Source organism: Mesorhizobium sp. WSM4836 (assembly GCF_055811815.1).
This window is the reverse complement of record NZ_JBVVQF010000013.1, coordinates 164231-183833: the sequence shown is the minus strand read 5'-3', so window position 1 is coordinate 183833 and position 19603 is coordinate 164231. Positions and strand designations below refer to the sequence as shown.

The window sequence follows — 19603 nt, the reverse complement described above, 5'->3', positions numbered from 1 at the left end:
GACGAGAGAGCTGCTACTCTCTCCCAGCGGTTCATTCTCGCCTCTTGGCAATGAATGTCATAAGACAAGCGCGTCGCATGAGGCGCTTTAGGTGCGGCGGTGCGTCTACACGGCCAACCGCGCTTCGCGGAACGATATCAGCTTGCTGCGGCTCTCGTCCCACAGCGCCAGCTTGACGCAGCGCAGGCTGTCGAGAAGCGTGACGCGGCCGATCTCACGCAGCTCCGGATAGTCCCTCAGCACTTCCGGAAGCCGGTAGCATGGCACCTTGGCCGAGAGGTGGTGCACGTGGTGGACGCCGATATTGCCGGTGATCCAGTTCAGCACCGGCGGCAGGTCGTAATAGGACGAACCGTGCAGGGCAGCGTGCTGGAATTCCCACTCGGAGTCCTTTGTCCACTCCGTCTCCTCGAACTGGTGCTGGACATAAAACAGCCAGATGCCGGCCGATCCGGCGAGAATGACGATCGGCAAATGCACGACCAAGAAGGCGCCGGGGCCAACGAACCAGATGAGCAGCGCGGCGATGACCGCGATGGCGAGATTGGTCGACATCGACGACACCCAGGGGGTGAAACCGCCCCGCATCATGCCCAACGGCAGTCTCTGCTCGAAAATGAAGATCCATATCGGGCCAAGGCCAAACATCACCAGCGGATGGCGATAGAGGCGATAGGCAAGCCGGCCCCGCCACGACAGTTGCCGGTATTCGGCGACGGTCAGTGTCTTGATGTCGCCGGTGCCGCGCTCGTCGAGATTGCCGGCGCTGGCGTGATGGGTTGCGTGGGCGCGGCGCCAGCAGTCGTAGGGCGTCAGCGTCAGCACGCCAAGGACGCGGCCGATCCAGTCATCGGCATAGCGGTTGGCAAAGAAGGAGCCGTGGCCGCAATCGTGCTGGATCATGAAGATCCGCACCAGAAAGCCGGCTGCCGGTAGGATGAGGACCAGACCCCACCAATGGCCATAGGCATAGGCGGCCGAGGACAGTGCCCACAGCGTGGCGAAGGGGATGAGGGTGATGGCGAGTTCGACGGCGCTGCGACGCCTGTCGGGCTTTTTATAGCGCGACAGGATTTTCAACCAGGCGCGCTTGCTGTTTGCCACAGCTTCGGGGGAAATCATGTTCATCATGAAACATAGGCGGAGCGGGGCGCTGCCGCAAGGCGGAGATCACGCAAAGTTACTGCGCGTAAATGTCGCGCGATGGCACCGACGCAATCGCAGGTCGCGCCGCTGGCGACGGTGTCTACCGACGGCGCCCGCCTGCGATCACATTGGCTTCCACGCCGTCCAGGCGGTCGAGTAATTCCTTCAAACGGTCGGGAATATCGGACTCCGTGCGGAAGGCCGGCAAGGTACGCAGAAAGCGCTTGGTCGCCTCACTGCCGAGCTGGCGCCGGATATCGGCGGCGAGCCCGTCGCGTTTTTCGCCATTCCTGCGGGGCATCATCTCAAAATCCTGTGTCGGCTTCGAAACTCTTCCACGGGAGGAACGGTTCCCGCATTGTAGTGTCCCGGCAAGCAAAGCCGTCGGTTACGGTAAAGTTTGAATTAAAATCGAAAAGGTCTGCGCGGCCCGCCATCAAGCCGCGGCAGCGGCTGCAGTAGCGCTTGCCCCTTGATTTTTGGCCGCTAAACCTCGATATCGGGCGCAAATCCACACCATTCGAAAATGACGGGAAACGGCGATGAGCGACCAGGCAAAAGATGAACGCGCGCCCGATGAAGCTGAGAAAACCGAGGCTGCCGCGGAGCCAAGGGAAGGCGGCGTCGACGGCGACTATGAAGCGCTTGTGCGGCTTCTGAAGGAAAACGAGGAGCTGAAGGATCGCGCGCTGCGCGTCGCGGCCGACATGGAGAATTTGCGCCGCCGTACCGCCCGCGACGTTCACGACGCGCGCGCCTATGCGGTTGCCAACTTTGCCCGCGACATGCTGTCGGTGTCAGACAATCTGCGCCGTGCTCTGGATGCCATCCCGGAGGAGGCCAAGGCGTCGGGCGATGCCGGTTTCAAGGCGCTGATCGACGGCGTCGAGATTACCGAGCGCGCCATGCTGTCGGCGCTGGAGCGCCACGGCGTGAAAAAGCTCGAGCCCGAGGGCGAGAAGTTCGATCCGAACTTCCACCAGGCGATGTTCGAGGTGCCCAATCCCGACGTGCCGGCCAACACGGTCGTGCAGGTCGTGCAGCCCGGCTATTCGATCGGCGAGCGCGTGCTGCGGCCGGCCATGGTCGGTATCGCCAAGGGCGGCCCCAAGCATGTGGCAAGCGAAGCGCCGGTCGAGCCGGGGCCGGTGAACGAGCAGGCCGAGAAGGATGCGTAAGTTAGGGGAGTAGGGGAATAAGGCAGTACGGGAGTAGGGCAGTACGGGAGTAGGGCAGTACGGGAGTAGGGCAGTACGGGAGTAGGGAATAGCGCTGCGTCGGGTCAAGTAGAGCAAATGCCTACTACTCCCTACTGCCCTATACTGCCTTATTCCCCTACTGCCCTGCTCACGCCGCAAACCGCTGGGCTTCCCCGCCATAATAATTGACGTAGCGGGCGCCGATCTCCTTGACCGGCATCACCACGAACACGTCGACCGTCGAGAATTCACGATCGATGACGCAACCGTCGCCGATGCGTGCGCCGACGCGCAGATAGCCCTTGACCAGCGGCGGCATCGCGGCGATCGCCGCCTTGGCATTGACGGCCTCGATCGGCATCAGATCCATGGAACAATAGCGTCCGGCGACGGCACGCACGTCCCAGGATGAATTCGTCCGGCAGTGGTGGGCAAGATAGGTCAGCGCCTCGGCATGAGCCGCCGGCACGGTGCCGTGGAACGACGCGCAGCCGGTCATCACGCCGATGCCGTAATGGTTGATATAGGCCCAGATGCCTTGCCACAATGCCTCGATGGTGCGCTTCGAGCGGTATTCGGGCAGAACGCAGGAGCGGCCAAGCTCGAGGAAGCGCTGGCCGGGATGCCGCGCGATCAACTTGGTCAGCTCGAATTCGCCTTCGGAATAAAAGCCGCCGGCGGCCGCGGCAATCTCCTGCCGCAGCAGGCGGTAGGTGCCGACGATGCGGCGATGCTCGGGATCGGAAAGCGAAGTGTCGAAGACCAGCAGATGGTCGCAGAGGGGATCGAAGCGATCGGCATCGCGGCGGTCCTGCATCTGGAACAGGTCCTTCCTGGCACCAAGCTCGTCGTAGAACACCCGGTAGCGCACTTCCTGCGCGGCAGCGATCTCGGCCTCGTTGCGGGCGAGCCGCACTTCGAGATTGCCGATGCGGCCGAGCGATGCGCCTTTTATGACGGCATCGGCGTTCCGGCCGACGAGCAAAGGCCCGCTGGCGTTCGGCCGAGCATCACATTCCGGCATGACTGTATGCACGAGTGATTCTCCTTCGAGCCATCCCTCTTGGCACGGGGATACGGTGTAGGTGCAACAGGATTGTGACAGTACCGTGATACGGCTCTGCGGGCAATACTTCGTCGGCTGGGTAATCTAGCAACCGTCTATGTTGTGCCTCAGGCGGCCACTTGGCCCTCGACCGCATGAACCAGGGCATCGGGGTCGAGCGGCTTGGTGACGAAGCCGCTGGCACCGTGAGCGAGCACGGCGTGGCGGGTCTTTTCCTGGCTGTCGGCCGACAGCACCATGATCGGCACCGGCGGCACCGCGGTCTCTTCCTCATGGCGGCGGATGGCGGCGATGGCGTCGAGACCGTCCATGACAGGCATATGCAAGTCCATCAGCACCACGTCGTAGCGGTGCTTGTGGCCGGTGCTGATGACCGCCTCGACGGCGGCCTTGCCGTTGCCGACCACTTTCACGCGATGCCCGGCCTTCAGCAGTGTGGTGCGGGCCAGCATGGCGTTGATGTCGTTGTCCTCGGCGATCAGCACCGACAGGCCTTGCTGGCGGGCGCCAATGGCGTGCCCAACCTGTGCGCCGCGCTTTTGCGGTTGTGGCTCGGCCATGACCGGTGAATGGTTGGTCAAAAGCACGCGCAGCAATGTCTCGCCGCGCACCGGCCTCGCCAGGAAGGTGGCGTAGCCGTTGGCACGGAACTCGCCAAGCATGCCGCGGTCGGTCGGCGCGATCAGCGTCACCGCCTCGCAATCGGCAAATCCGCTCTGGCGCAGGCGCCTGAGCAGCCTGCCGTCGCTTTGCTCCATGGCAGCATCGATCAGCAGCACATCGCAGCCCTCGGCGAAAGGGGTGGCCTGTGCGGCGGCGGTGGCCAGATCGACCGTGCCGCCATTGGCGCGAATGGTGCGGGCGATGGCTTCGGCCTCGACCAGATTCTTCGACACGATCACCGCATGCCGGCCCGACAGCGCGTCCTGGCGGATCTGCGTCGCCTCGACGGCGGAAATGGCGGGGATATCGAAGACGAATTCGGACCCTTGGCCAAGCCGGCTCGACACAGAGATAGTGCCGCCCATGGCGGTCACCAGGCGCTTGGAAATGGCAAGACCGAGGCCGGCGCCGCCATGCGCACGGGTCGAGGTGCCGTCAGCCTGCTCGAAGTCCTCGAAGATGCGCTCCATGTCCTCCTCGTGCAGACCGGGGCCGGTGTCGGTGATGGTGAAGCGGATGCGGTCGGTGGTTTCGGTGCGGACGCGGGCGATGCTTGCCAGGACGCCGCCGCTGTCGGTGAACTTGACGGCGTTGCCGATGAGGTTGAGCAGCACCTGCCTGACCCTGCCGGGGTCGGCGGTGATCAGCTGCGGCACGTTGGGTTCGACATGACAGCCGAGGCCGATATCCTTGGCAAAAGCCCGCGCCGCCAAAAGCTCGATGACATTGTCGGCGATCTCGCGCACCGACATCGGCTGCGGTTCGGGATCGAAGCGGCCGGCCTCGATCTTGGAGTAGTCGAGCAGGTCCTCGATGAGCGCCAGCAGTGCGCTGGCCGAGGTCGAGATGGCGCCGACATAGGTCCGCTGCTCGGGCGAAAGGCTGGTGTCGGCGAGAAGCCGGGCCATGCCCATGATGCCGTTCATCGGCGTGCGGATCTCGTGGCTGACGGTGGCGAGGAAGCGCGATTTGGCCTGGCTCGCATATTCGGCCCGCTCGCGGGCGGTGATCAGCGAGGATTCGGCGCGCTTGCGGGCGGTGATGTCGCGGGCGATCGCGCGATGCGAGACGGCGCCGCTGTCCTTGTCGCGCACCGACAGCTCGATCCAAGAGAACCAGCGTGGGCCGTCCGGCGTGCGAATGGCGACATCGGTGGAACTCAGGCATTCATGGTCGGAAAACGCGGCGTCCGGGACGATGCCGACATCGATGCCTAGTTCGGCCAAGGTCTTGCCGGCAAGGTCGCGCTGGTCGGTTTCGACAAGATCGGCGAAAACCTTGTTGGCGTAGACGATGTGGCCGTCGCGGTCGCGGTGGACGACGAGATCGCCGAGTGCATCGATCAGACCGTGAAAGCGCTCCTCGCTCTCCTGCATCTCCCACATGCGGTCGGCCAGCGTCTCGATTTCGGCGCGGCTGCGGGCGGTGGTCGCGTCGAGCAAAGCCACCGCGCGGCGCTCGGTGCGCCTGTTGCGCAGATGCATGGCGAGCCCGGCCACGGCTGTCACCAAAAGGCCGACGGTGATGAAGATCGGCGCTCCGGTCAGATGCGAAAGGCCTGCCAGCACGACGATGGCGACCAGCGTCAGGAAGGGCAGGCCTTCCCGCTTGGCGGCCGGCAGTTCCGGCGCCAGCGGCGGCGCGGCGACAATCTGCCGTCCTGGCGCCTCGGGGGCCGTCCCGTCGGCCCGTTCGGCTGGTTCCGCCGCTCTGATGCCGGGTTCCGCAATCATACGGAATTCCTGCCAGACAGAGCTTATCGAAGGTTGTGGTTGATCGTTCGAATTTTAGCGGTCGCGCTCTTTTTTGTCCCTTTGGAGGCTCACATATCCACGACCACGCGGCCGCGGATCTTGCCCTCGACGATGTCGTGCGCGGCGCCGATGATGCCGTCGAAGCCAATGCTCGTCGACAGGCTGGCAAGCTTTGCGAGATCGAGATCGGCGCCGATGCGGCGCCATGCCTCGAGGCGGATCGCCTTGGGCGCCATCACCGAGTCGATGCCGAGCAGCGAGACGCCGCGCAGGATGAAGGGGGCGACGCTTGCCGGCAGGTCCATGGCGCCGGCGAGGCCGCAAGCGGCAACGGCGCCGCCATAGGAGGTCATCGACAGAACGTTGGCCAGCGTGTGACTGCCGACAGCATCGACGCCGCCGGCCCAGCGTTCCTTGGCGAGCGGTTTTGCCGGCTGGGCAAGCTCGTCGCGTGAAATCACTTCCGCGGCGCCAAGATCCATCAGATAGGGGCTTTCGGCAGCGCGGCCGGTCGAGGCGATGACATGATAGCCGAGGCTGGACAGGATTGAGACCGCGACCGAGCCGACGCCACCGGCAGCGCCCGTCACCACCACAGGGCCGCGATCGGGCACGATGCCGTGGCGCTCCAGCGCGATGACGCAAAGCATGGCGGTGTAGCCGGCGGTGCCGACCGCCATCGCATCATGCGGGCTCATTCCGTCCGGCAGCGGCACCAGCCAGTCGCCTTTGACGCGGGCGCGTCCGGCAAAGGCGCCGAAATGCGTCTCGCCGACGCCCCAGCCGTTCAATATGACCTTGTCACCCTTGCGCCAGTCGGGATTGGAAGACGAGATGACGGTGCCGGCGAAATCAATGCCGGGCACCAGCGGCCAGCGGCGGATTACCGGCGCCTTGCCGGTAATCGCAAGGCCGTCCTTGTAGTTCACCGTCGTCGCCTCCACCGCGACGGTGACGTCGCCCTCCATCAGATCTGCCTCGGTAAGCTCGGTCACCGCGACCGACTGGTTTTTCTCGGCGTCGCGCGAAACGAGGATGGCTTTGAAAGTTTCGGGCATTTTTTCTCCTCGGGCTTGCAGATAGGAATGTGCGGCGCCAGGCGAGTGAGGTCAATCGCTCGAGGTTCCGCGCCGCCAACCAATGAGCTCATCGAAGACGACCAGCACGGCACCGACCGAAATGAAGGCGTCGGCCAGGTTGAAGACGGCGAAGGACCAGACCGGCGTATGGAACAGGACATAGTCGATGACATGGCCATAGGCAGCGCGGTCGATCAGGTTGCCGAGCGCGCCGCCGACGATCAGTGCGAAGCCGATGCGGGCAAGCAGGTGGCCGGGCGGCGTGCGGGCCGCAAGATAGAGCACGAAAGCGACCACCAGAACCGCCACGACTACCAGGCCGGTGTCGCCGAAGGACGAAAACAGCGAGAACGCGATGCCGGTATTGTAGGTGCGGTACAGCGCCAGGAACGGCAGCAGGTCGAGCCGTTCCTGAAAGGCAAGGCCGGTTTCGACCAGATATTTCAGCCACTGGTCGAGCGCTATCGCGGCGAGGACCAGAAGAGCATACGGCCTCCAGGACTTCATGGTTTGCAGTTTCACGGTTTCGGATGTCACGATCTGGCGTCCTCCGGGCCGAGCTTCAGCGCGCCACGCCGGATCTCGAACAGCATGACGCCGGTGGCCACCGCAAGGTTGAGCGAATCGGCGCGGCCGGCCTGCGGTATCCGCAGCAGCTTGTCGCAGCTTGCGGCAAGCTCGTCAGGCAGGCCTTGCTGCTCATTGCCCATCATCAAAAGCACCGGGCCTTTTGAAAAATCGACCGAGCGGTAATCGACCGCGCCCTTAAGATGGGTGCCGGCGACAAGGCCGGGAAAGCTCTTTCGCCAGGCAAGAAAAGCCTCGGGCGTCGCCTTGGCGACCGGCACGGCGAAGATCGAGCCCATGGTGGCGCGCACCGTCTCGACCGAAAAAGGATCGGTGGTCTCGCCGACCAGGATGACGCCCCTGGCGCCGACAGCATCGACCGTGCGGATGACGGTGCCGAGATTGCCGGGGTCGCGGACGCGGTCGAGCGCCACCCAGACGTCGCCGTCCTGGGCGCGGATGTCGTTCAGCGGCAGGAATTTCTGCGAGAACACGCCGACGACCATTTGCGGATTGTCGCGGCGGGTAATGGCGACCAGCACCTTTTCCGAGACTTCAAGGACGGTGCCGCCGGCGGCGACCGTGCGTGCCGCGACCTTTTCAACTGCCGTATTGCCGCGTCCGGCCTTGGCGAACACCAATGTCCTGATCGACCAGCCGAGATCGAGCGCGTCGATGACCAGCTTCAGGCCTTCGGCAATGAAGGCATTCTGCTGGTCACGGAATTTCTTCAGCGCGAGCGCCTTGATGTCTTTGATCAGCGGGTTGGCGAGGCTGGTGACTTCCTTCACCTGCCCTGGCGCGCCCGCGTGCCGTTCGTACGCACTCATTCAGGCCACCCAGCGCGAGAACAGCGAGGTCGAAAGCGCCCGACCGGCAGATTTCTCGCGGATGATCAATTCGCCCGATTCGACCGTGCCGCCCATGCCGGCGAAGGTGTCGCGCATCAGGGCATGGATGGCGAAAAAAGAAGCGCGGATCGAATAGGCGGTCAGCACCATGGCGAGCGGCTTCGGTGTCAGGATGGCGCGGCAGATATCGGTCAGCGCCGGCAGGTCCTCGAACAGCTGCCAGACCTCACCTTTCGGTCCGCGGCCATAGGCGGGCGGGTCGAACAGGATGATGTCGTAGCGGCTGCCGCGGCGCTCCTCGCGTTCGGCGAATTTCATGGCATCGTCGACGATCCAGCGGATCGGTTTTTGCGACAGGCCCGCCATCTCCTGGTTTTCGCGTGCCCAGCCGATCGCCTTCTTGGAAGCATCGACATGGGTGACCTCGGCGCCGGCACGCGCCGCCACCAGGGAGGCAAGGCCGGTGTAACCGAACAGGTTCAACACCTTCACCGGCCGTTTTGCCGCCGCGATTAGTCCGGCCATGTGGTCCCAGTGCGAGGCCTGCTCGGGAAAGACGCCGACATGGCGAAACGAAGTGAAGCGGCCGAGATAGTCTATGCCGTCATGCTTCATCGGCCAGGTCTCGCCGAGCGGCGTCTTGGGGAAGCGCCAGCGGCCGATGCCTTCCTCGTCGGTATCGCCGGTGAAAATGGCGTCGGCGCGCTCCCAGTCCCTGGCCGGCAAAGCCTTTTGCCAGATCGCCTGGCCATCCGGCCGAACGATGCGGTAGGGGCCGTATTGCTCGAGTTTTTCTCCGCCACCGCTGTCAAGCAGCGCGTAGTCCTGATTGGGACCGACTTCCAGGATCAACGGCAAATGTTCGCTAGGCAGCGCGCCATCGCGGCGTGAGAGCAGGCGTGGCACGGCCTTCGGCTCGGACCGGTCCTGCAGTTTAGGCTCCGAACCGGCGGTCGGGCCGGCGTCGCGCCGCTGCGGCTGCTCCGCCCCGCCCTTCGCGGGCGGGCGGCTGTCGCGGCGTTTGTCGCGAAAAGGTTTCAAGAAGGCGCATCTCCGGACGGCGGCTCGGCCGCTTCTGCCACAGCACATTGACCGGCGCAACAAAAGGGCTGCCGACGTGTGCAACCGGATCAGCCGCGCCTGATCGACAGCAGCCCGACTGCGAGCGTTATGAAGCCAACGGCCTTGAAGCCGGTGACGGCCATATGGCCGGTTTCCCAGCGGCTCCGGATAGTTTCGAAATTGTCCGGGATCGGTCCAGGCATCCAGGTGGCCAGGACATCGTTTGCCGGTTTGACCAGGGCAAACCACGCCACGAGGGCCAACAGATAAAGCACGGTGGCGGCCAAGACCCATCGGAATGCCGCGTGGTCATTGCGCAGCATCCAGGCAAGGAGGCCCGGACCGACGATCGCCGCCACGTCCAGCGGTGCGCCGACAATCGCGAAGAATTGGAACTGAGCGTTGAAGACAGTGGTTTCACGCCAGAGCGAAGGCGACCATCTGGTCAGCCGCGGCACTGATTCCAGCACATGGGCGAAGGACGGCCCAAGGCTGAGCGCAGCGACGATGGCGGTCAAAACAGACCAGAACAACAGAAAACCACGTATATCCATAATGGCCAGAGAACGGGGCCAGGCCGCAGATGTTCCGGTCCGCCACCATGTCGCTTGCCGCCGAAAGTGCTGGGGCTCTATCGTGATTGAAACCAGGTCATGATTCATGTCCCGTGCTGAACGCCTGCTCGACCTGATCCAGACCCTGCGCCGCCATCGCCGGCCGGTCAGCGGCCGCAGCCTTGCGGGCGAAATGGGTGTGTCGATCCGCACGCTCTATCGCGATATCGCCACGCTGCAGGGGCAGGGCGCGCCGATCGAGGGCGAGGCGGGGCTGGGTTACGTGCTCAGGCCCGGTTTCATGCTGCCGCCCTTGATGTTCACCGATGAGGAGATCGAGGCGATCGTGCTCGGTTCGCGCTGGGTGGCCAAGCAGCCGGACTGGCGGCTTGCGGACGCCGCCACCGACGCGCTGGCCAAGATCGCCGCGGTGCTGCCGGACGATTTGCGCGAAGAGCTCGATGCCTCGACGCTACTGGTCGGGTCGCCCACCGAGGTCACCGAAGGCATCGATCTTGGCGTGGTGCGGCAGGCCATCCGCGAGGAGCGCAAGCTGAGCTTTGTCTATCGCGACGCCGGTGGCGCAGCCTCCGAGCGCACCGTCTGGCCGTTTGCACTCGGCTTCTTCGACAAGGTGCGCGTCGTCGCGGCCTGGTGCGAGATGCGTCAGGATTTCAGGCACTTTCGCGCCGATCGGATATCCGGCCTCAATGCCACCGAGAGGCGGTATCCGCGCCGCCGTCAGGTGCTGCTCAAAGAATGGCGGGCGACGCTCGACACCCCAAGCTAGGGCTGCTGCCCACTCAACACTGCTGCCAGAATCTGGCAGTGGCGTACCCTATGCTCCTCCAGTCGAAAATATCTGGAGAGCAATTCATGACACCGCCCAATTTCGTCATCCTCTATGTCGACAAGCCTGAGCAAAGCGGCGCCTTCTACAGCGCGCTGCTTGGGCGGCAGCCGGTCGAGACCTCGCCGACCTTCGCGCTGTTCGTGCTCGACAACGGCTTCAAGCTCGGCCTCTGGTCGCGTCACACTGTGGAGCCGGCCGCCGCGGCAGCAGGCGGCGGCGCCGAGATCGTCTTTGCGCTGAACACGCCTGGCGATGTCGATGCCACTCACGCCGACTGGATCGGCCGTGGGCTGACCATCCTGCAGAGCCCGACCGACATGGATTTCGGCCGCACCTTTGTCGCGCTCGATCCGGACAACCACCGGCTGCGGGTTTATTGGCAAAGGGAGTAAGGGGGGCAGTAAGGCAGTAGGGCAATAGGGCAGTAGGCGAGAGCAAAGTGGCACTAGGCGCGGCGCCGCACGATTAGCACGGTTTCCCTACTGCCCTACTGCCCTACTGCCCTACTGCCCTATCGCTTGCCCGATACACGGCAATGCCGGCGGCGAGGTCCTCGAGGGCTGCGCCGACCGACTTGAACAGCGTGATCTCGTTGTCGTTCTGCCGGCCTTTTTTCTGGCCGCGCGCCAATTCATAGAGGTCGGCGACGATGGCTTGCGGCTTCAGCACGCCGGAGGCCAGGGGCTGGACGATATCGCCTGCTTCCTTGGTGGCGCCGGCGCGGGTATCGACATAGACGCGGGCGCGTGCAATCGCGTGGTCGTCGCTTTCGCGCATCGCCGGCGTGAAGCCGCCGACCAGATCGACATGGGCGCCGGGCCTCAAGAGTGCGCCCTTGATCAGCGGCATGGTGGTGATGGTCGCCGACGATACGATATCGGCCTTTCCGAGTTCTGCGTCGAGATCGCCTGCTGCTTCGGCAGCAAAACCCTCGGCACGCAATTTTGCCGCGACTTTTTCGGCATTGGCCGGCGTGCGGTTCCAGATGCGGATGTTCTTGATCGGACGCACCGCCGAATGCGCCTTTGCAAGGAATGGCGACAGCGCGCCGGCGCCCACTACCAGCAGCCGCGATGCGTCCTCGCGGGCCAGATAGGAAGCGGCCAGCGCCGAGGCACAGGCCGTGCGCCACTGTGTCAGCCTCTGGCCATCGATCAAGGCCTGAGGCTCGCCTGTGGCGCCGTCGAGCAAGAGGTAAAGCCCCATCACCGCGGGCTTGCCGACGGCATTGTTGTCGGGCGACACGGTGACGATCTTGACGCCGATATGGCTATCGGCCGAGGTGCCGGCTGCGTTGAAGTCGGTCCAGGCCGGCATCAAAAGCAGCGTCGAGGCGGCCCCATCGGGCCGCTCGACCGTATGATGGTGCCTGACCGGCTGCACGGCGCCATCGCGAAAAGCGGCGCGCAACGTCTCGACCAGCCCGGAAAAGGTCAGCGCGCTGTCGACCTCGGCGGCGGAAATGGTCAGCATGAAAGCCTCCGTGGAGAAATAGGCCAGCTGCACTTCAGGCCCGAGCCGCGGCTCAGTTCGTCGGCTTCGGCAAGGCCGGGCCCTGCGACGCGGTGGGCGCGCGGCTGACCGCCTGGCGCAGGTTCTCGGCCTCGGCGCCGCGCTGGCGCGCCAGCTTGCGGTAGCGGCCCTGCTTGATCCAGGTCGCCAGGCTGCCGACGATCATGCCGATGGCCAGCGCCAGGAACAGGAAAATGAAGAGCGGCATGATCAGCGTCAGCGCCGGATTGCCGGGATTGAACGGATCGAGCGTGAAGGCGACCGGTTCGCGGTTGGCGACGGCCAACGCAATCAGGATGACGGCCAGCGGCACGAAAACCACGATGAGGAGAAAGCGATTGAACATGTTTTTCCGTTCGGAAGAAAGGCAGGAGCGGTGGCGGGCGCCGCGCCTATTTGCCTCCGTTCAGCCTTTCACGCAATTCCTTGCCGGTCTTGAAGAACGGTACCCATTTCTCCTCGACCTCTACGGATTCGCCGGTGCGCGGGTTGCGGCCGGTGCGGGCCGGGCGGTTTTTCACCGAAAACGCGCCGAAGCCGCGCAACTCGACCCGGTTGCCCTCGGCAAGCGCGTCGGTGATTTCATCGAAGATGGCGCTGACAATGTTTTCGACGTCGCGCAGGAAAAGATGCGGATTACGCGTGGCGATGATCTGCACAAGTTCGGATTTGATCATGAAAAGGCTCCCCGTGACAGCAGTGCCGCCGAAATTATCAGAATGATTTTATTTGCTTTTTCACTCGTCCCAAGCGGTTCCTCAAGGGTGCCAGACGGAAACGAGACCGTCAAGAAACAAGCGGTCCGCTCCAATTTCGTGAAGGACGTCGCCGCCATGGCCGGGCAGGCCAAGCGCAGCGCCGATGGTCTGCGCCATAGCCTTGGAGAACAGAAAACCACCACGTTTTTCGGTGTCCTTCCATTCCACCACCTTGAGCTTGGCATCGACACCCTTGCCAGCAAGCCAGTCGATCGCTTCGGCCTCGCCACCGACCTCGTCGATCAATCTGTTGGTGACCGCCTGCCGGCCGGTGAAGATCGACCCGTCTGCGAGCGCAAGCGCTTCCGGCTTGGTCATGTTGCGGCGCTCGGCGACGATGCCGACGAACCAGTCGTAGCTGTCGAGGATGAGCTTGCGGACCATGGCGCGCTCATCGTCATTGGTCGGCTTGAAGGGAGAAGGCGAGGCCTTCAGGGGTGAGGATTTCACCTCCTCCAGCTTGACGCCGAGCTTGTCCATGAGGCCGCTGACGTCCGGGTACTGGATCAGCACGCCGATCGAGCCGACGATCGAGGATTTGCGTGCGACAATATGGTCGGCCGCAGTGGCGATCATATAGCCCGCCGAAGCCGCGAGCGTGCCGACCTCGGCCACCACCGGCTTGTCGGCGGCGAGCTTGCGCACTGCCTCGTAGATCGACTCGCCACCGACGGTGGTGCCGCCGGGTGAATCGATCGACAGGATCACAGCCTTGACGCGCGGCGACTGACGGATTGCCTCCAGCCGCTTGATCAGCTCTTCGTCTTCAGTGATGGTACCTTCAATCTTGACCTTGGCGATGTGGTCGACAGCCGCGCCGGTGAAGTCGTCACCATAAATCCACGCGGAAAAGGCGATCAGCCCGGCTGCTGCGACAAGAATCGCCGCGACACGCCAGAAGGTCAGCTTGCGGCGCAAGCGGCGGCGGTCGATCAGGTCGTCGGCTCTCAATGCCATGGTCAGCCTCGTAGTCGGTGGGAGCAGATGCTTTTAAAGCAACCATTCGCGCCCGGCTACCGTTTCCTGACGACCTTGCGCCAACGGCCGTCTTAGGCATTCGCGGCAAGCTTCAACCTGTCACCTTCCATAGGCTCTAACACTGTGCGTCCATATCTGGTATGAGGTACAGGCTGCGCTGGGGCCATTTTCGTTATACAGGGGCGGCTGTCACATTTTTGCGGTTTTCCTCGGCTTGTGCTTGCTTGAGGGCGCCGGCGCCCCACCTATAGGGCGGCCTGGCGGGCAGGGGTTTAGAAGAAGCAGTCATGTTAGCGGGACCAATCGAACCGACCAACACCGATACGGAGTTGGCTCCCAAGGCCGCAGGCCGGGCGCGGGGCGATGCGTTTGACATTGCGCAGCGTCATTCGCGCCGGGTCCGGATCCTCAAGCTGGCCGTGCCGCTGATCGCTGCCGTGATCGCGGTTGCGTTTCCGGTCTATTCCTATCTCATGGCTCCCGCGGCATTCGAGGTGCAGGCCGACGGCGGCGCCTTTGCCAATGGCAAGCTGGTGATGGCCAACCCCAAGCTCAACGGCTTCACCAAGCAGGACCTGCCCTATTCGATGACAGCCCTGCGCGCCATACAGGACGTCAGCAAACAGGGCATCATCGATCTGGAAGGCATCAAGGCCAAGCTGCCGATTGCGGCCGACAACACGGCCGCCATCAATGCCACGCACGGCACCTATAATCGCGACGGCAACACGCTCAGCCTGACCAGCGACGTGACCGTGTCGACCACGGATGGTGTGGTCGCAAAATTCAAATCAGTCTATCTCGATATGGGCGAAGGCACTATGAAGACAAGCGAGCCCGTCGATGTCAGCCGCGGCGGGTCGCGGATCAGGGCGGATTCGATGTCGGTCCGGGACAATGGCAAGGTCCTGGTTTTCGAGAACAAGGTGCGCGTCGACATCGATCCCGCCAGTTTGAAGGCGGCAGAGGCAAAGAGCGGAGAGACCAATGCGGTTCAGTAGTTCGGCACGGCGCCTCGCCGCGATTTCGGCGTTGACGTTTGGGTTGCCTTTGGGGTTGCCCTTGGGGCTGACCTTCGGGGCGGCGCCGTCGCTGGCGCAATCCAGTGCCACCAGCCAAATGTCCGGCCTCAGGCTGTCGGGCGACAAGCCGATCCAGATCGAAAGCGACAGGCTCGAGGTGCGCCAGGCGGAAAGCGTCGCCGTCTTCACCGGCAACGTCAATGTCGTCCAGGGTCCAACCGTGCTCAAGGCCGGCAAAATGACGGTCTATTACGTCAGGGATGCAGGCGCCGCCAAAGGCGCCCAGCCCGCGGGTGCCGCGGCAATGACCGGATCCGCCAACATCGACCATCTCGAGGTCGACGATAAGGTCTACATCAAATCGGACAATCAGGTTGCCACCGGCGACCGCGGTACCTTCGACATGAAGACCGAAGTGCTGGTGCTTTCGGGCAGCAAGGTCGTTCTCTCGCAAGGCGACAACGTGCTTGTCGGCTGCAAGCTTACCGTGCAGATGAAGAGCGGCCTTGCCCAGGTCGACGCTTGCGGCGGCCGCGTCATGATGTCGATCACGCCGCCGGCGAAGTCCGGAGCAGCGAAACCCTGATGACCGGCATATCGTCGCTGCTGGCGCGTCTTCCAGGGCGCGCCGCCAGCAAACTTGCGGCACCGGCCAAGGTCACCGTCGAAGCGGCAAAGTTCAAGGGAACTTTGATCGCCAAGGGGCTGACCAAAAGCTACAAGGGCCGCAAAGTCGTCAGCGGCGTGACGCTGGGCGTGCGCGCCGGCGAGGCGGTGGGGCTGCTCGGCCCCAACGGCGCCGGCAAGACGACGTGTTTCTACATGGTAACCGGCCTGGTGCCGGTCGATGAAGGCACCATCGAAATCGACGGTTTCGACGTCACGTCGATGCCGATGTATCGCCGCGCCCGTCTCGGCATCGGCTATCTGCCGCAGGAAGCCTCGATTTTTCGCGGCCTGAATGTGGAGCAAAACATCCGGGCCGTGCTCGAAGTGGTCGAAAAGAGCCGCAAGGAGCGTGAGCGCCTACTCGACGAATTGCTCGAGGAATTCCACATCAGCCATCTGCGCAAGGCTCCGTCGCTGTCGCTCTCCGGCGGTGAGCGGCGACGCCTCGAAATTGCCCGCGCCTTGGCAACCCGCCCCGCCTACATGCTGCTCGACGAACCTTTCGCCGGCATCGATCCGATCGCCGTCGCCGACATCCAGCAGCTCGTGCGGCACTTGACGGCACGTGGCATCGGCGTGCTGATCACCGACCATAATGTGCGCGAGACACTTGGCCTGATCGACCGCGCCTACATCATCCATGCCGGACAGGTGCTCACCCATGGCCGAGCCGACGAAGTGGTCGCAAATGCCGATGTGCGGCGGCTTTATCTCGGCGAGGGATTTACGCTCTAAATGCGAAATTGCGGTTCGAACGGGATTTCCGGCGTAGTCCAGCGGCGTTTTCTTCAATTTTGTGCCTGAAAACGCGCCGGCAGGCGAGTTTTACCGCTCCTCGCCTTGACAAGCAAAAGCCGGGCCAGTTTCTATGCTGACCTGGAAAATTCCTTCCGGCAGTGCGGGTGCGTAGACGGGGCATTTGAAACCGAACCATGGCGTTGGCGGCAAAACTACAGCTACGACAGTCGCAGTCGCTGGTGATGACGCCGCAGCTGATGCAGTCGATCCGCCTGCTGCAGTTCACCCACCTCGAGCTGGAACGCTTCATCGACGACGAGATCGAACGCAATCCCCTGCTGGAACGCGCCGAACCGCAGGAGGACGCCGCCAGCGACCAGGCGCAGAAGGGCGACGCGGCACCGGAACCTGCCGCCGACGGCGACTGGTTCGAAGCGGAGACGGCGTGGAGCGCCGAGGCGATCTCGGAAAAGCTCGATACGTCGCTGGAAAACCTGTTTCCCGATGATCCTGGTGCGAGCGAGCGGCTCGGCCCCGACCTGACGGCGCAATGGAAATCGGCATCCGGCAACGGTTCCACCTCTATCTCCGACGGCTTCGACGTCGCGGATATGGCGGCGGCTGCCATCACGCTGCGCGACCATGTTGGCGAGCAAGTGGCGCTCGCCTTTGCCGACCCGGCGGCGCGCCTGATCGCCGGCGAGCTTGCCGACGGCCTCGATGAGGCCGGCTACATGCGTGCCGACATGGCCGAGATCGCGGCCCGCCTCGGCACGGATGCCACGGCGGTGGCAAGGGTCCTTGCGGTCTGCCAGACATTCGAACCCGCCGGCATCTTCGCCCGCGACCTCGCCGAATGCCTGTTGCTGCAGCTTGCCGTGCGCGACCGACTCGATCCGGCGATGAAGGCGCTGATCGCCAATCTCGAACTCCTGGCACGGCGCGATTTCCAGACGCTGAAGCGGATTTGCGGCGTCGACGAGGAGGATCTGCTCGACATGCTGGCCGAGATCCGGGCGCTCGACCCGCGGCCGGGAATGGTGTTTTCGCGCGGTGCCAGCGATGCGATCGTGGCCGACGTCGAGGTGCGCGCAGCCAATGACGGCAGCTGGACGGTCGAGCTCAATGCCGAGACGCTGCCGCGCGTGCTGGTCGACCACATCTATTTCGCCCAAGTCACGCCGCATGCGAAAAACCAGGCGGAAAAGGATTTTCTGGCCGAATGCCTGCAGAATGCCAACTGGCTCACGCGCAGCCTCGACCAGCGGGCGAAGACCATTCTCAAGGTGGCCTCTGAGATCGTGCGCCAGCAGGACGCTTTTCTCGTCCACGGCGTGCGGCACCTGAAGCCGCTCAACCTGCGCACGGTGGCGGACGCCATCGGCATGCACGAATCAACGGTCAGCCGGGTCACGGCAAACAAATACATGCTGACGCCGCGCGGTGTGTTCGAGCTGCGCTATTTCTTCACCGCCTCGATCGCTTCGTCAGGTGGCGGCGATGCGCATTCGTCGGAAGCGGTGCGTGACCGCATAAAGCAGCTGATCGACGAGGAGAAAGCCGTCGATGTGCTTTCCGACGATGCCATCGTGGACATGCTGCGGGAAAGCGGCGTCGACATCGCCAGGCGCACGGTGGCCAAATACCGGGAAGGTATGAACATACCCTCTTCGGTGCAGCGGCGGCGCGAAAAACGCGCTTTGGCCAGCGCCGGCCGTTGAGCTCCGGCGGAATTTCCACAGCTTTCGCCCTTCATTGACAAGCGGCAACGAAGTGGCTAGAAGCCCGCCCGCATGAGACGGGCTGGCGAGTGGATTTGAGTTCGCTGATGCCCGCACGAGAGATGGTCCGTCACGACGTAGGCCACGGGACGGCCAAGAAGGCGGCTTGTGATCAACCGGAAAGTTCGGATCTAAAATCGGCGCAAGTGACGCCGCAAAAGCTTGTGCGCGCGGACCACGAGTATAAACTCGGGACAGTTTGAAGCCTGAGCAAGGAAGGTCAGTTTTCAGATGACACTGCGCATATCGGGAAAACACATGGATATCGGCGATGCATTCCGTACGCGCATCAACGACCGTGTCGGGGAAGTGATCGGGAAATATTTCGATCGGGGCTTTTCAGGGCAAATCGTCGTCGTCAAATCGGGGTCGCGCTACACAGCCGATTGCACGATCCGGCTGGACTCCGGTGCTTCGCTGCAGGCGACCGGCGATGCCCAGGACCCAACGCTTGCCTTCGATACCGCGGCAGACCGCCTGGAAACGCGCCTCAGGCGCTACAAGCGCCGGCTGAAGTCGCACAATTCAGGCAATAGCAACGGCGAGCTCACCGACGTCGCCTATACGGTGATGGCGCCGCTTACCGACGACGAGGAGGACATACCGGAGAATTTCGCGCCGGCCATCGTCGCCGAATCGACCATGACGCTGCGGACCATGTCGGTGGCGTCAGCGGTGATCGAACTCGACACCAAGGACACCCCGGTCCTGGTCTTCCGCAATGCCGGAAACGACCATCTCAACATCGTCTATCGCCGGCCGGACGGGAATATCGGCTGGATCGACCCGTCCACGGCCAAGGTCGCGCAGGGGTAAAAACCAGCCGCACGCGAGCGTGGGGACTGGCGACGGCAGGCGAACAAGGGATTTCAATCATGGATCTGAGCGATCTCGTCAGCGTTCCGGCAATCATGCCGGCGTTGAAGGCGAACTCCAAAAAGCAGCTGCTGCAACTGCTGTCTGAAAGGGCGGCGGCGATTTCCGGCATTCCGGAGCGAGAGGTGTTCGACACCATCCTGCAACGCGAGCGGCTCGGCTCGACCGGCGTCGGCAACGGCATCGCCATTCCGCATGGCAAGCTGGCCGGGGTGAAGCGGATCGCCGGCGTTTTTGCCCGGCTGGAGACACCGGTCGACTTCGAGGCTCTCGATGATCAGCCGGTAGACCTGGTGTTTCTGCTTTTGGCCCCCGAAGGTGCCGGCGCCGACCACCTCAAGGCGCTGTCGCGCATCGCGCGGGTGCTGCGCGACGCCGACACGGTTGCCAAGATCAGGGGCACGCGGGACGCCGTGGCCATCCACGCGCTGCTGTCGGACACGCAGGCCTCGCACGCCGCCTGAGGTTAATTAAA

General features: G+C 63.6%; 22 protein-coding genes. 9 read left to right on the top strand and 13 right to left on the bottom strand.

Annotation, left to right across the window (positions count from 1 at the left end; genetic code table 11):
- Positions 1-105: 105 nt before the first annotated feature.
- Positions 106-1128, bottom strand: a complete 1023-nt coding sequence (locus AC0L2P_RS17410) for a fatty acid desaturase (protein WP_473502553.1) — start codon at positions 1126-1128, stop codon at positions 106-108.
- Between the two features lie 118 nt (positions 1129-1246).
- A complete protein-coding gene (locus AC0L2P_RS17405) occupies positions 1247-1450 on the bottom strand; it encodes a hypothetical protein (protein WP_473502552.1) in 204 nt (67 codons plus the stop codon).
- A 238-nt stretch (positions 1451-1688) separates the two neighbouring features.
- Here AC0L2P_RS17405 and grpE point away from each other — a divergent pair, with 238 nt between their 5' ends.
- A complete protein-coding gene (gene grpE, locus AC0L2P_RS17400; protein WP_473502551.1) occupies positions 1689-2324 on the top strand; it encodes a nucleotide exchange factor GrpE in 636 nt (211 codons plus the stop codon).
- A gap of 169 nt (positions 2325-2493) precedes the next feature.
- On the opposite strand, the gene olsB is transcribed toward grpE, so the two are convergent.
- The 7 genes from olsB to AC0L2P_RS17365 form a co-directional block, all read right to left on the bottom strand.
- Complete coding sequence (gene olsB / locus AC0L2P_RS17395; protein ID WP_473502555.1) at positions 2494-3369, bottom strand: l-ornithine N(alpha)-acyltransferase; 876 nt, start codon at positions 3367-3369, stop codon at positions 2494-2496.
- Between the two features lie 149 nt (positions 3370-3518).
- Positions 3519-5807 carry a response regulator gene (locus AC0L2P_RS17390; RefSeq protein WP_473502550.1) on the bottom strand — a complete coding sequence of 763 codons (2289 nt, stop codon included), beginning with the start codon at positions 5805-5807 and terminating at the stop codon, positions 3519-3521.
- Between the two features lie 89 nt (positions 5808-5896).
- A complete protein-coding gene (acuI, locus tag AC0L2P_RS17385; protein ID WP_473502549.1) occupies positions 5897-6886 on the bottom strand; it encodes an acrylyl-CoA reductase (NADPH) in 990 nt (329 codons plus the stop codon).
- A gap of 51 nt (positions 6887-6937) precedes the next feature.
- On the bottom strand, positions 6938-7414 hold the full coding sequence (gene lspA / locus AC0L2P_RS17380) for a signal peptidase II (RefSeq protein ID WP_473502554.1): 477 nt from the start codon (positions 7412-7414) through the stop codon (positions 6938-6940).
- A gap of 26 nt (positions 7415-7440) precedes the next feature.
- Positions 7441-8304, bottom strand: a complete 864-nt coding sequence (locus AC0L2P_RS17375) for a TrmH family RNA methyltransferase (RefSeq protein WP_473502548.1) — start codon at positions 8302-8304, stop codon at positions 7441-7443.
- The gene (locus tag AC0L2P_RS17370) at positions 8305-9366 is read right to left on the bottom strand and encodes an RsmD family RNA methyltransferase (RefSeq protein WP_473502547.1); all 1062 of its coding nucleotides are present in this window, start codon (positions 9364-9366) and stop codon (positions 8305-8307) included. It abuts the gene before it with no gap.
- Between the two features lie 89 nt (positions 9367-9455).
- Positions 9456-9941 (bottom strand): DUF1772 domain-containing protein, encoded by a 486-nt coding sequence (locus AC0L2P_RS17365; RefSeq protein ID WP_473502546.1) that lies wholly within the window; start codon positions 9939-9941, stop codon positions 9456-9458.
- A gap of 106 nt (positions 9942-10047) precedes the next feature.
- Between AC0L2P_RS17365 and AC0L2P_RS17360 the strand changes: the two genes are divergently transcribed.
- A complete protein-coding gene (locus tag AC0L2P_RS17360; protein ID WP_473502545.1) occupies positions 10048-10731 on the top strand; it encodes a helix-turn-helix transcriptional regulator in 684 nt (227 codons plus the stop codon).
- Positions 10732-10817: 86 nt separating this feature from the next.
- Positions 10818-11186 (top strand): VOC family protein, encoded by a 369-nt coding sequence (locus tag AC0L2P_RS17355; RefSeq protein WP_473502544.1) that lies wholly within the window; start codon positions 10818-10820, stop codon positions 11184-11186.
- Between the two features lie 103 nt (positions 11187-11289).
- Here AC0L2P_RS17355 and lhpI read toward each other — a convergent pair whose 3' ends face one another.
- The 4 genes from lhpI to sppA form a co-directional block, all read right to left on the bottom strand.
- Positions 11290-12267 carry a bifunctional Delta(1)-pyrroline-2-carboxylate/Delta(1)-piperideine-2-carboxylate reductase gene (gene lhpI / locus AC0L2P_RS17350; RefSeq protein WP_473502543.1) on the bottom strand — a complete coding sequence of 326 codons (978 nt, stop codon included), beginning with the start codon at positions 12265-12267 and terminating at the stop codon, positions 11290-11292.
- Between the two features lie 52 nt (positions 12268-12319).
- A complete protein-coding gene (locus tag AC0L2P_RS17345) occupies positions 12320-12652 on the bottom strand; it encodes a LapA family protein (RefSeq protein WP_473502542.1) in 333 nt (110 codons plus the stop codon).
- Positions 12653-12698: 46 nt separating this feature from the next.
- Positions 12699-12983 carry an integration host factor subunit beta gene (locus AC0L2P_RS17340; protein ID WP_023675261.1) on the bottom strand — a complete coding sequence of 95 codons (285 nt, stop codon included), beginning with the start codon at positions 12981-12983 and terminating at the stop codon, positions 12699-12701.
- Positions 12984-13064: 81 nt separating this feature from the next.
- Positions 13065-14021 (bottom strand): signal peptide peptidase SppA, encoded by a 957-nt coding sequence (gene sppA, locus AC0L2P_RS17335; protein WP_473502541.1) that lies wholly within the window; start codon positions 14019-14021, stop codon positions 13065-13067.
- A gap of 308 nt (positions 14022-14329) precedes the next feature.
- Between sppA and lptC the strand changes: the two genes are divergently transcribed.
- The 6 genes from lptC (at position 14330) to ptsN (ending at position 19592) form a co-directional block, all read left to right on the top strand.
- On the top strand, positions 14330-15043 hold the full coding sequence (gene lptC, locus AC0L2P_RS17330) for an LPS export ABC transporter periplasmic protein LptC (protein ID WP_473502540.1): 714 nt from the start codon (positions 14330-14332) through the stop codon (positions 15041-15043).
- The gene (locus AC0L2P_RS17325; RefSeq protein ID WP_473502539.1) at positions 15030-15650 is read left to right on the top strand and encodes an LptA/OstA family protein; all 621 of its coding nucleotides are present in this window, start codon (positions 15030-15032) and stop codon (positions 15648-15650) included. The genes lptC and AC0L2P_RS17325 overlap by 14 nt, the downstream gene beginning before the upstream one ends.
- Positions 15650-16468: an LPS export ABC transporter ATP-binding protein gene (lptB, locus tag AC0L2P_RS17320; protein ID WP_473502538.1), complete on the top strand. Its 819-nt coding sequence runs from the start codon at positions 15650-15652 to the stop codon at positions 16466-16468. The genes AC0L2P_RS17325 and lptB overlap by 1 nt, the downstream gene beginning before the upstream one ends.
- A 197-nt stretch (positions 16469-16665) precedes the next feature.
- Positions 16666-18192, top strand: a complete 1527-nt coding sequence (gene rpoN / locus AC0L2P_RS17315; RefSeq protein ID WP_473502537.1) for an RNA polymerase factor sigma-54 — start codon at positions 16666-16668, stop codon at positions 18190-18192.
- Positions 18193-18483: 291 nt separating this feature from the next.
- Positions 18484-19068 carry a ribosome hibernation-promoting factor, HPF/YfiA family gene (hpf, locus tag AC0L2P_RS17310; protein WP_473502536.1) on the top strand — a complete coding sequence of 195 codons (585 nt, stop codon included), beginning with the start codon at positions 18484-18486 and terminating at the stop codon, positions 19066-19068.
- A 59-nt stretch (positions 19069-19127) separates the two neighbouring features.
- Entirely contained in the window at positions 19128-19592 is a 465-nt protein-coding gene (gene ptsN / locus AC0L2P_RS17305) for a PTS IIA-like nitrogen regulatory protein PtsN (protein WP_023675268.1), read from the top strand.
- Positions 19593-19603 lie beyond the last annotated feature (11 nt).

What these genes read in the sequence shown, in the direction of transcription:
- AC0L2P_RS17410 (WP_473502553.1), bottom strand. Translation starts at nt 1,128, where the DNA reads ATGAACATGATTTCCCCCGAAGCTGTGGCAAACAGCAAGCGCGCCTGG.
- AC0L2P_RS17405 (WP_473502552.1), bottom strand. Translation starts at nt 1,450, where the DNA reads ATGATGCCCCGCAGGAATGGCGAAAAACGCGACGGGCTCGCCGCCGAT.
- grpE (WP_473502551.1), top strand. Translation starts at nt 1,689, where the DNA reads ATGAGCGACCAGGCAAAAGATGAACGCGCGCCCGATGAAGCTGAGAAA.
- olsB (WP_473502555.1), bottom strand. Translation starts at nt 3,369, where the DNA reads ATGCCGGAATGTGATGCTCGGCCGAACGCCAGCGGGCCTTTGCTCGTC.
- AC0L2P_RS17390 (WP_473502550.1), bottom strand. Translation starts at nt 5,807, where the DNA reads ATGATTGCGGAACCCGGCATCAGAGCGGCGGAACCAGCCGAACGGGCC.
- acuI (WP_473502549.1), bottom strand. Translation starts at nt 6,886, where the DNA reads ATGCCCGAAACTTTCAAAGCCATCCTCGTTTCGCGCGACGCCGAGAAA.
- lspA (WP_473502554.1), bottom strand. Translation starts at nt 7,414, where the DNA reads ATGAAGTCCTGGAGGCCGTATGCTCTTCTGGTCCTCGCCGCGATAGCG.
- AC0L2P_RS17375 (WP_473502548.1), bottom strand. Translation starts at nt 8,304, where the DNA reads ATGAGTGCGTACGAACGGCACGCGGGCGCGCCAGGGCAGGTGAAGGAA.
- AC0L2P_RS17365 (WP_473502546.1), bottom strand. Translation starts at nt 9,941, where the DNA reads ATGGATATACGTGGTTTTCTGTTGTTCTGGTCTGTTTTGACCGCCATC.
- AC0L2P_RS17360 (WP_473502545.1), top strand. Translation starts at nt 10,048, where the DNA reads ATGTCCCGTGCTGAACGCCTGCTCGACCTGATCCAGACCCTGCGCCGC.
- AC0L2P_RS17355 (WP_473502544.1), top strand. Translation starts at nt 10,818, where the DNA reads ATGACACCGCCCAATTTCGTCATCCTCTATGTCGACAAGCCTGAGCAA.
- lhpI (WP_473502543.1), bottom strand. Translation starts at nt 12,267, where the DNA reads ATGCTGACCATTTCCGCCGCCGAGGTCGACAGCGCGCTGACCTTTTCC.
- AC0L2P_RS17345 (WP_473502542.1), bottom strand. Translation starts at nt 12,652, where the DNA reads ATGTTCAATCGCTTTCTCCTCATCGTGGTTTTCGTGCCGCTGGCCGTC.
- AC0L2P_RS17340 (WP_023675261.1), bottom strand. Translation starts at nt 12,983, where the DNA reads ATGATCAAATCCGAACTTGTGCAGATCATCGCCACGCGTAATCCGCAT.
- sppA (WP_473502541.1), bottom strand. Translation starts at nt 14,021, where the DNA reads ATGGCATTGAGAGCCGACGACCTGATCGACCGCCGCCGCTTGCGCCGC.
- lptC (WP_473502540.1), top strand. Translation starts at nt 14,330, where the DNA reads ATGTTAGCGGGACCAATCGAACCGACCAACACCGATACGGAGTTGGCT.
- AC0L2P_RS17325 (WP_473502539.1), top strand. Translation starts at nt 15,030, where the DNA reads ATGCGGTTCAGTAGTTCGGCACGGCGCCTCGCCGCGATTTCGGCGTTG.
- lptB (WP_473502538.1), top strand. Translation starts at nt 15,650, where the DNA reads ATGACCGGCATATCGTCGCTGCTGGCGCGTCTTCCAGGGCGCGCCGCC.
- rpoN (WP_473502537.1), top strand. Translation starts at nt 16,666, where the DNA reads ATGGCGTTGGCGGCAAAACTACAGCTACGACAGTCGCAGTCGCTGGTG.
- hpf (WP_473502536.1), top strand. Translation starts at nt 18,484, where the DNA reads ATGACACTGCGCATATCGGGAAAACACATGGATATCGGCGATGCATTC.
- ptsN (WP_023675268.1), top strand. Translation starts at nt 19,128, where the DNA reads ATGGATCTGAGCGATCTCGTCAGCGTTCCGGCAATCATGCCGGCGTTG.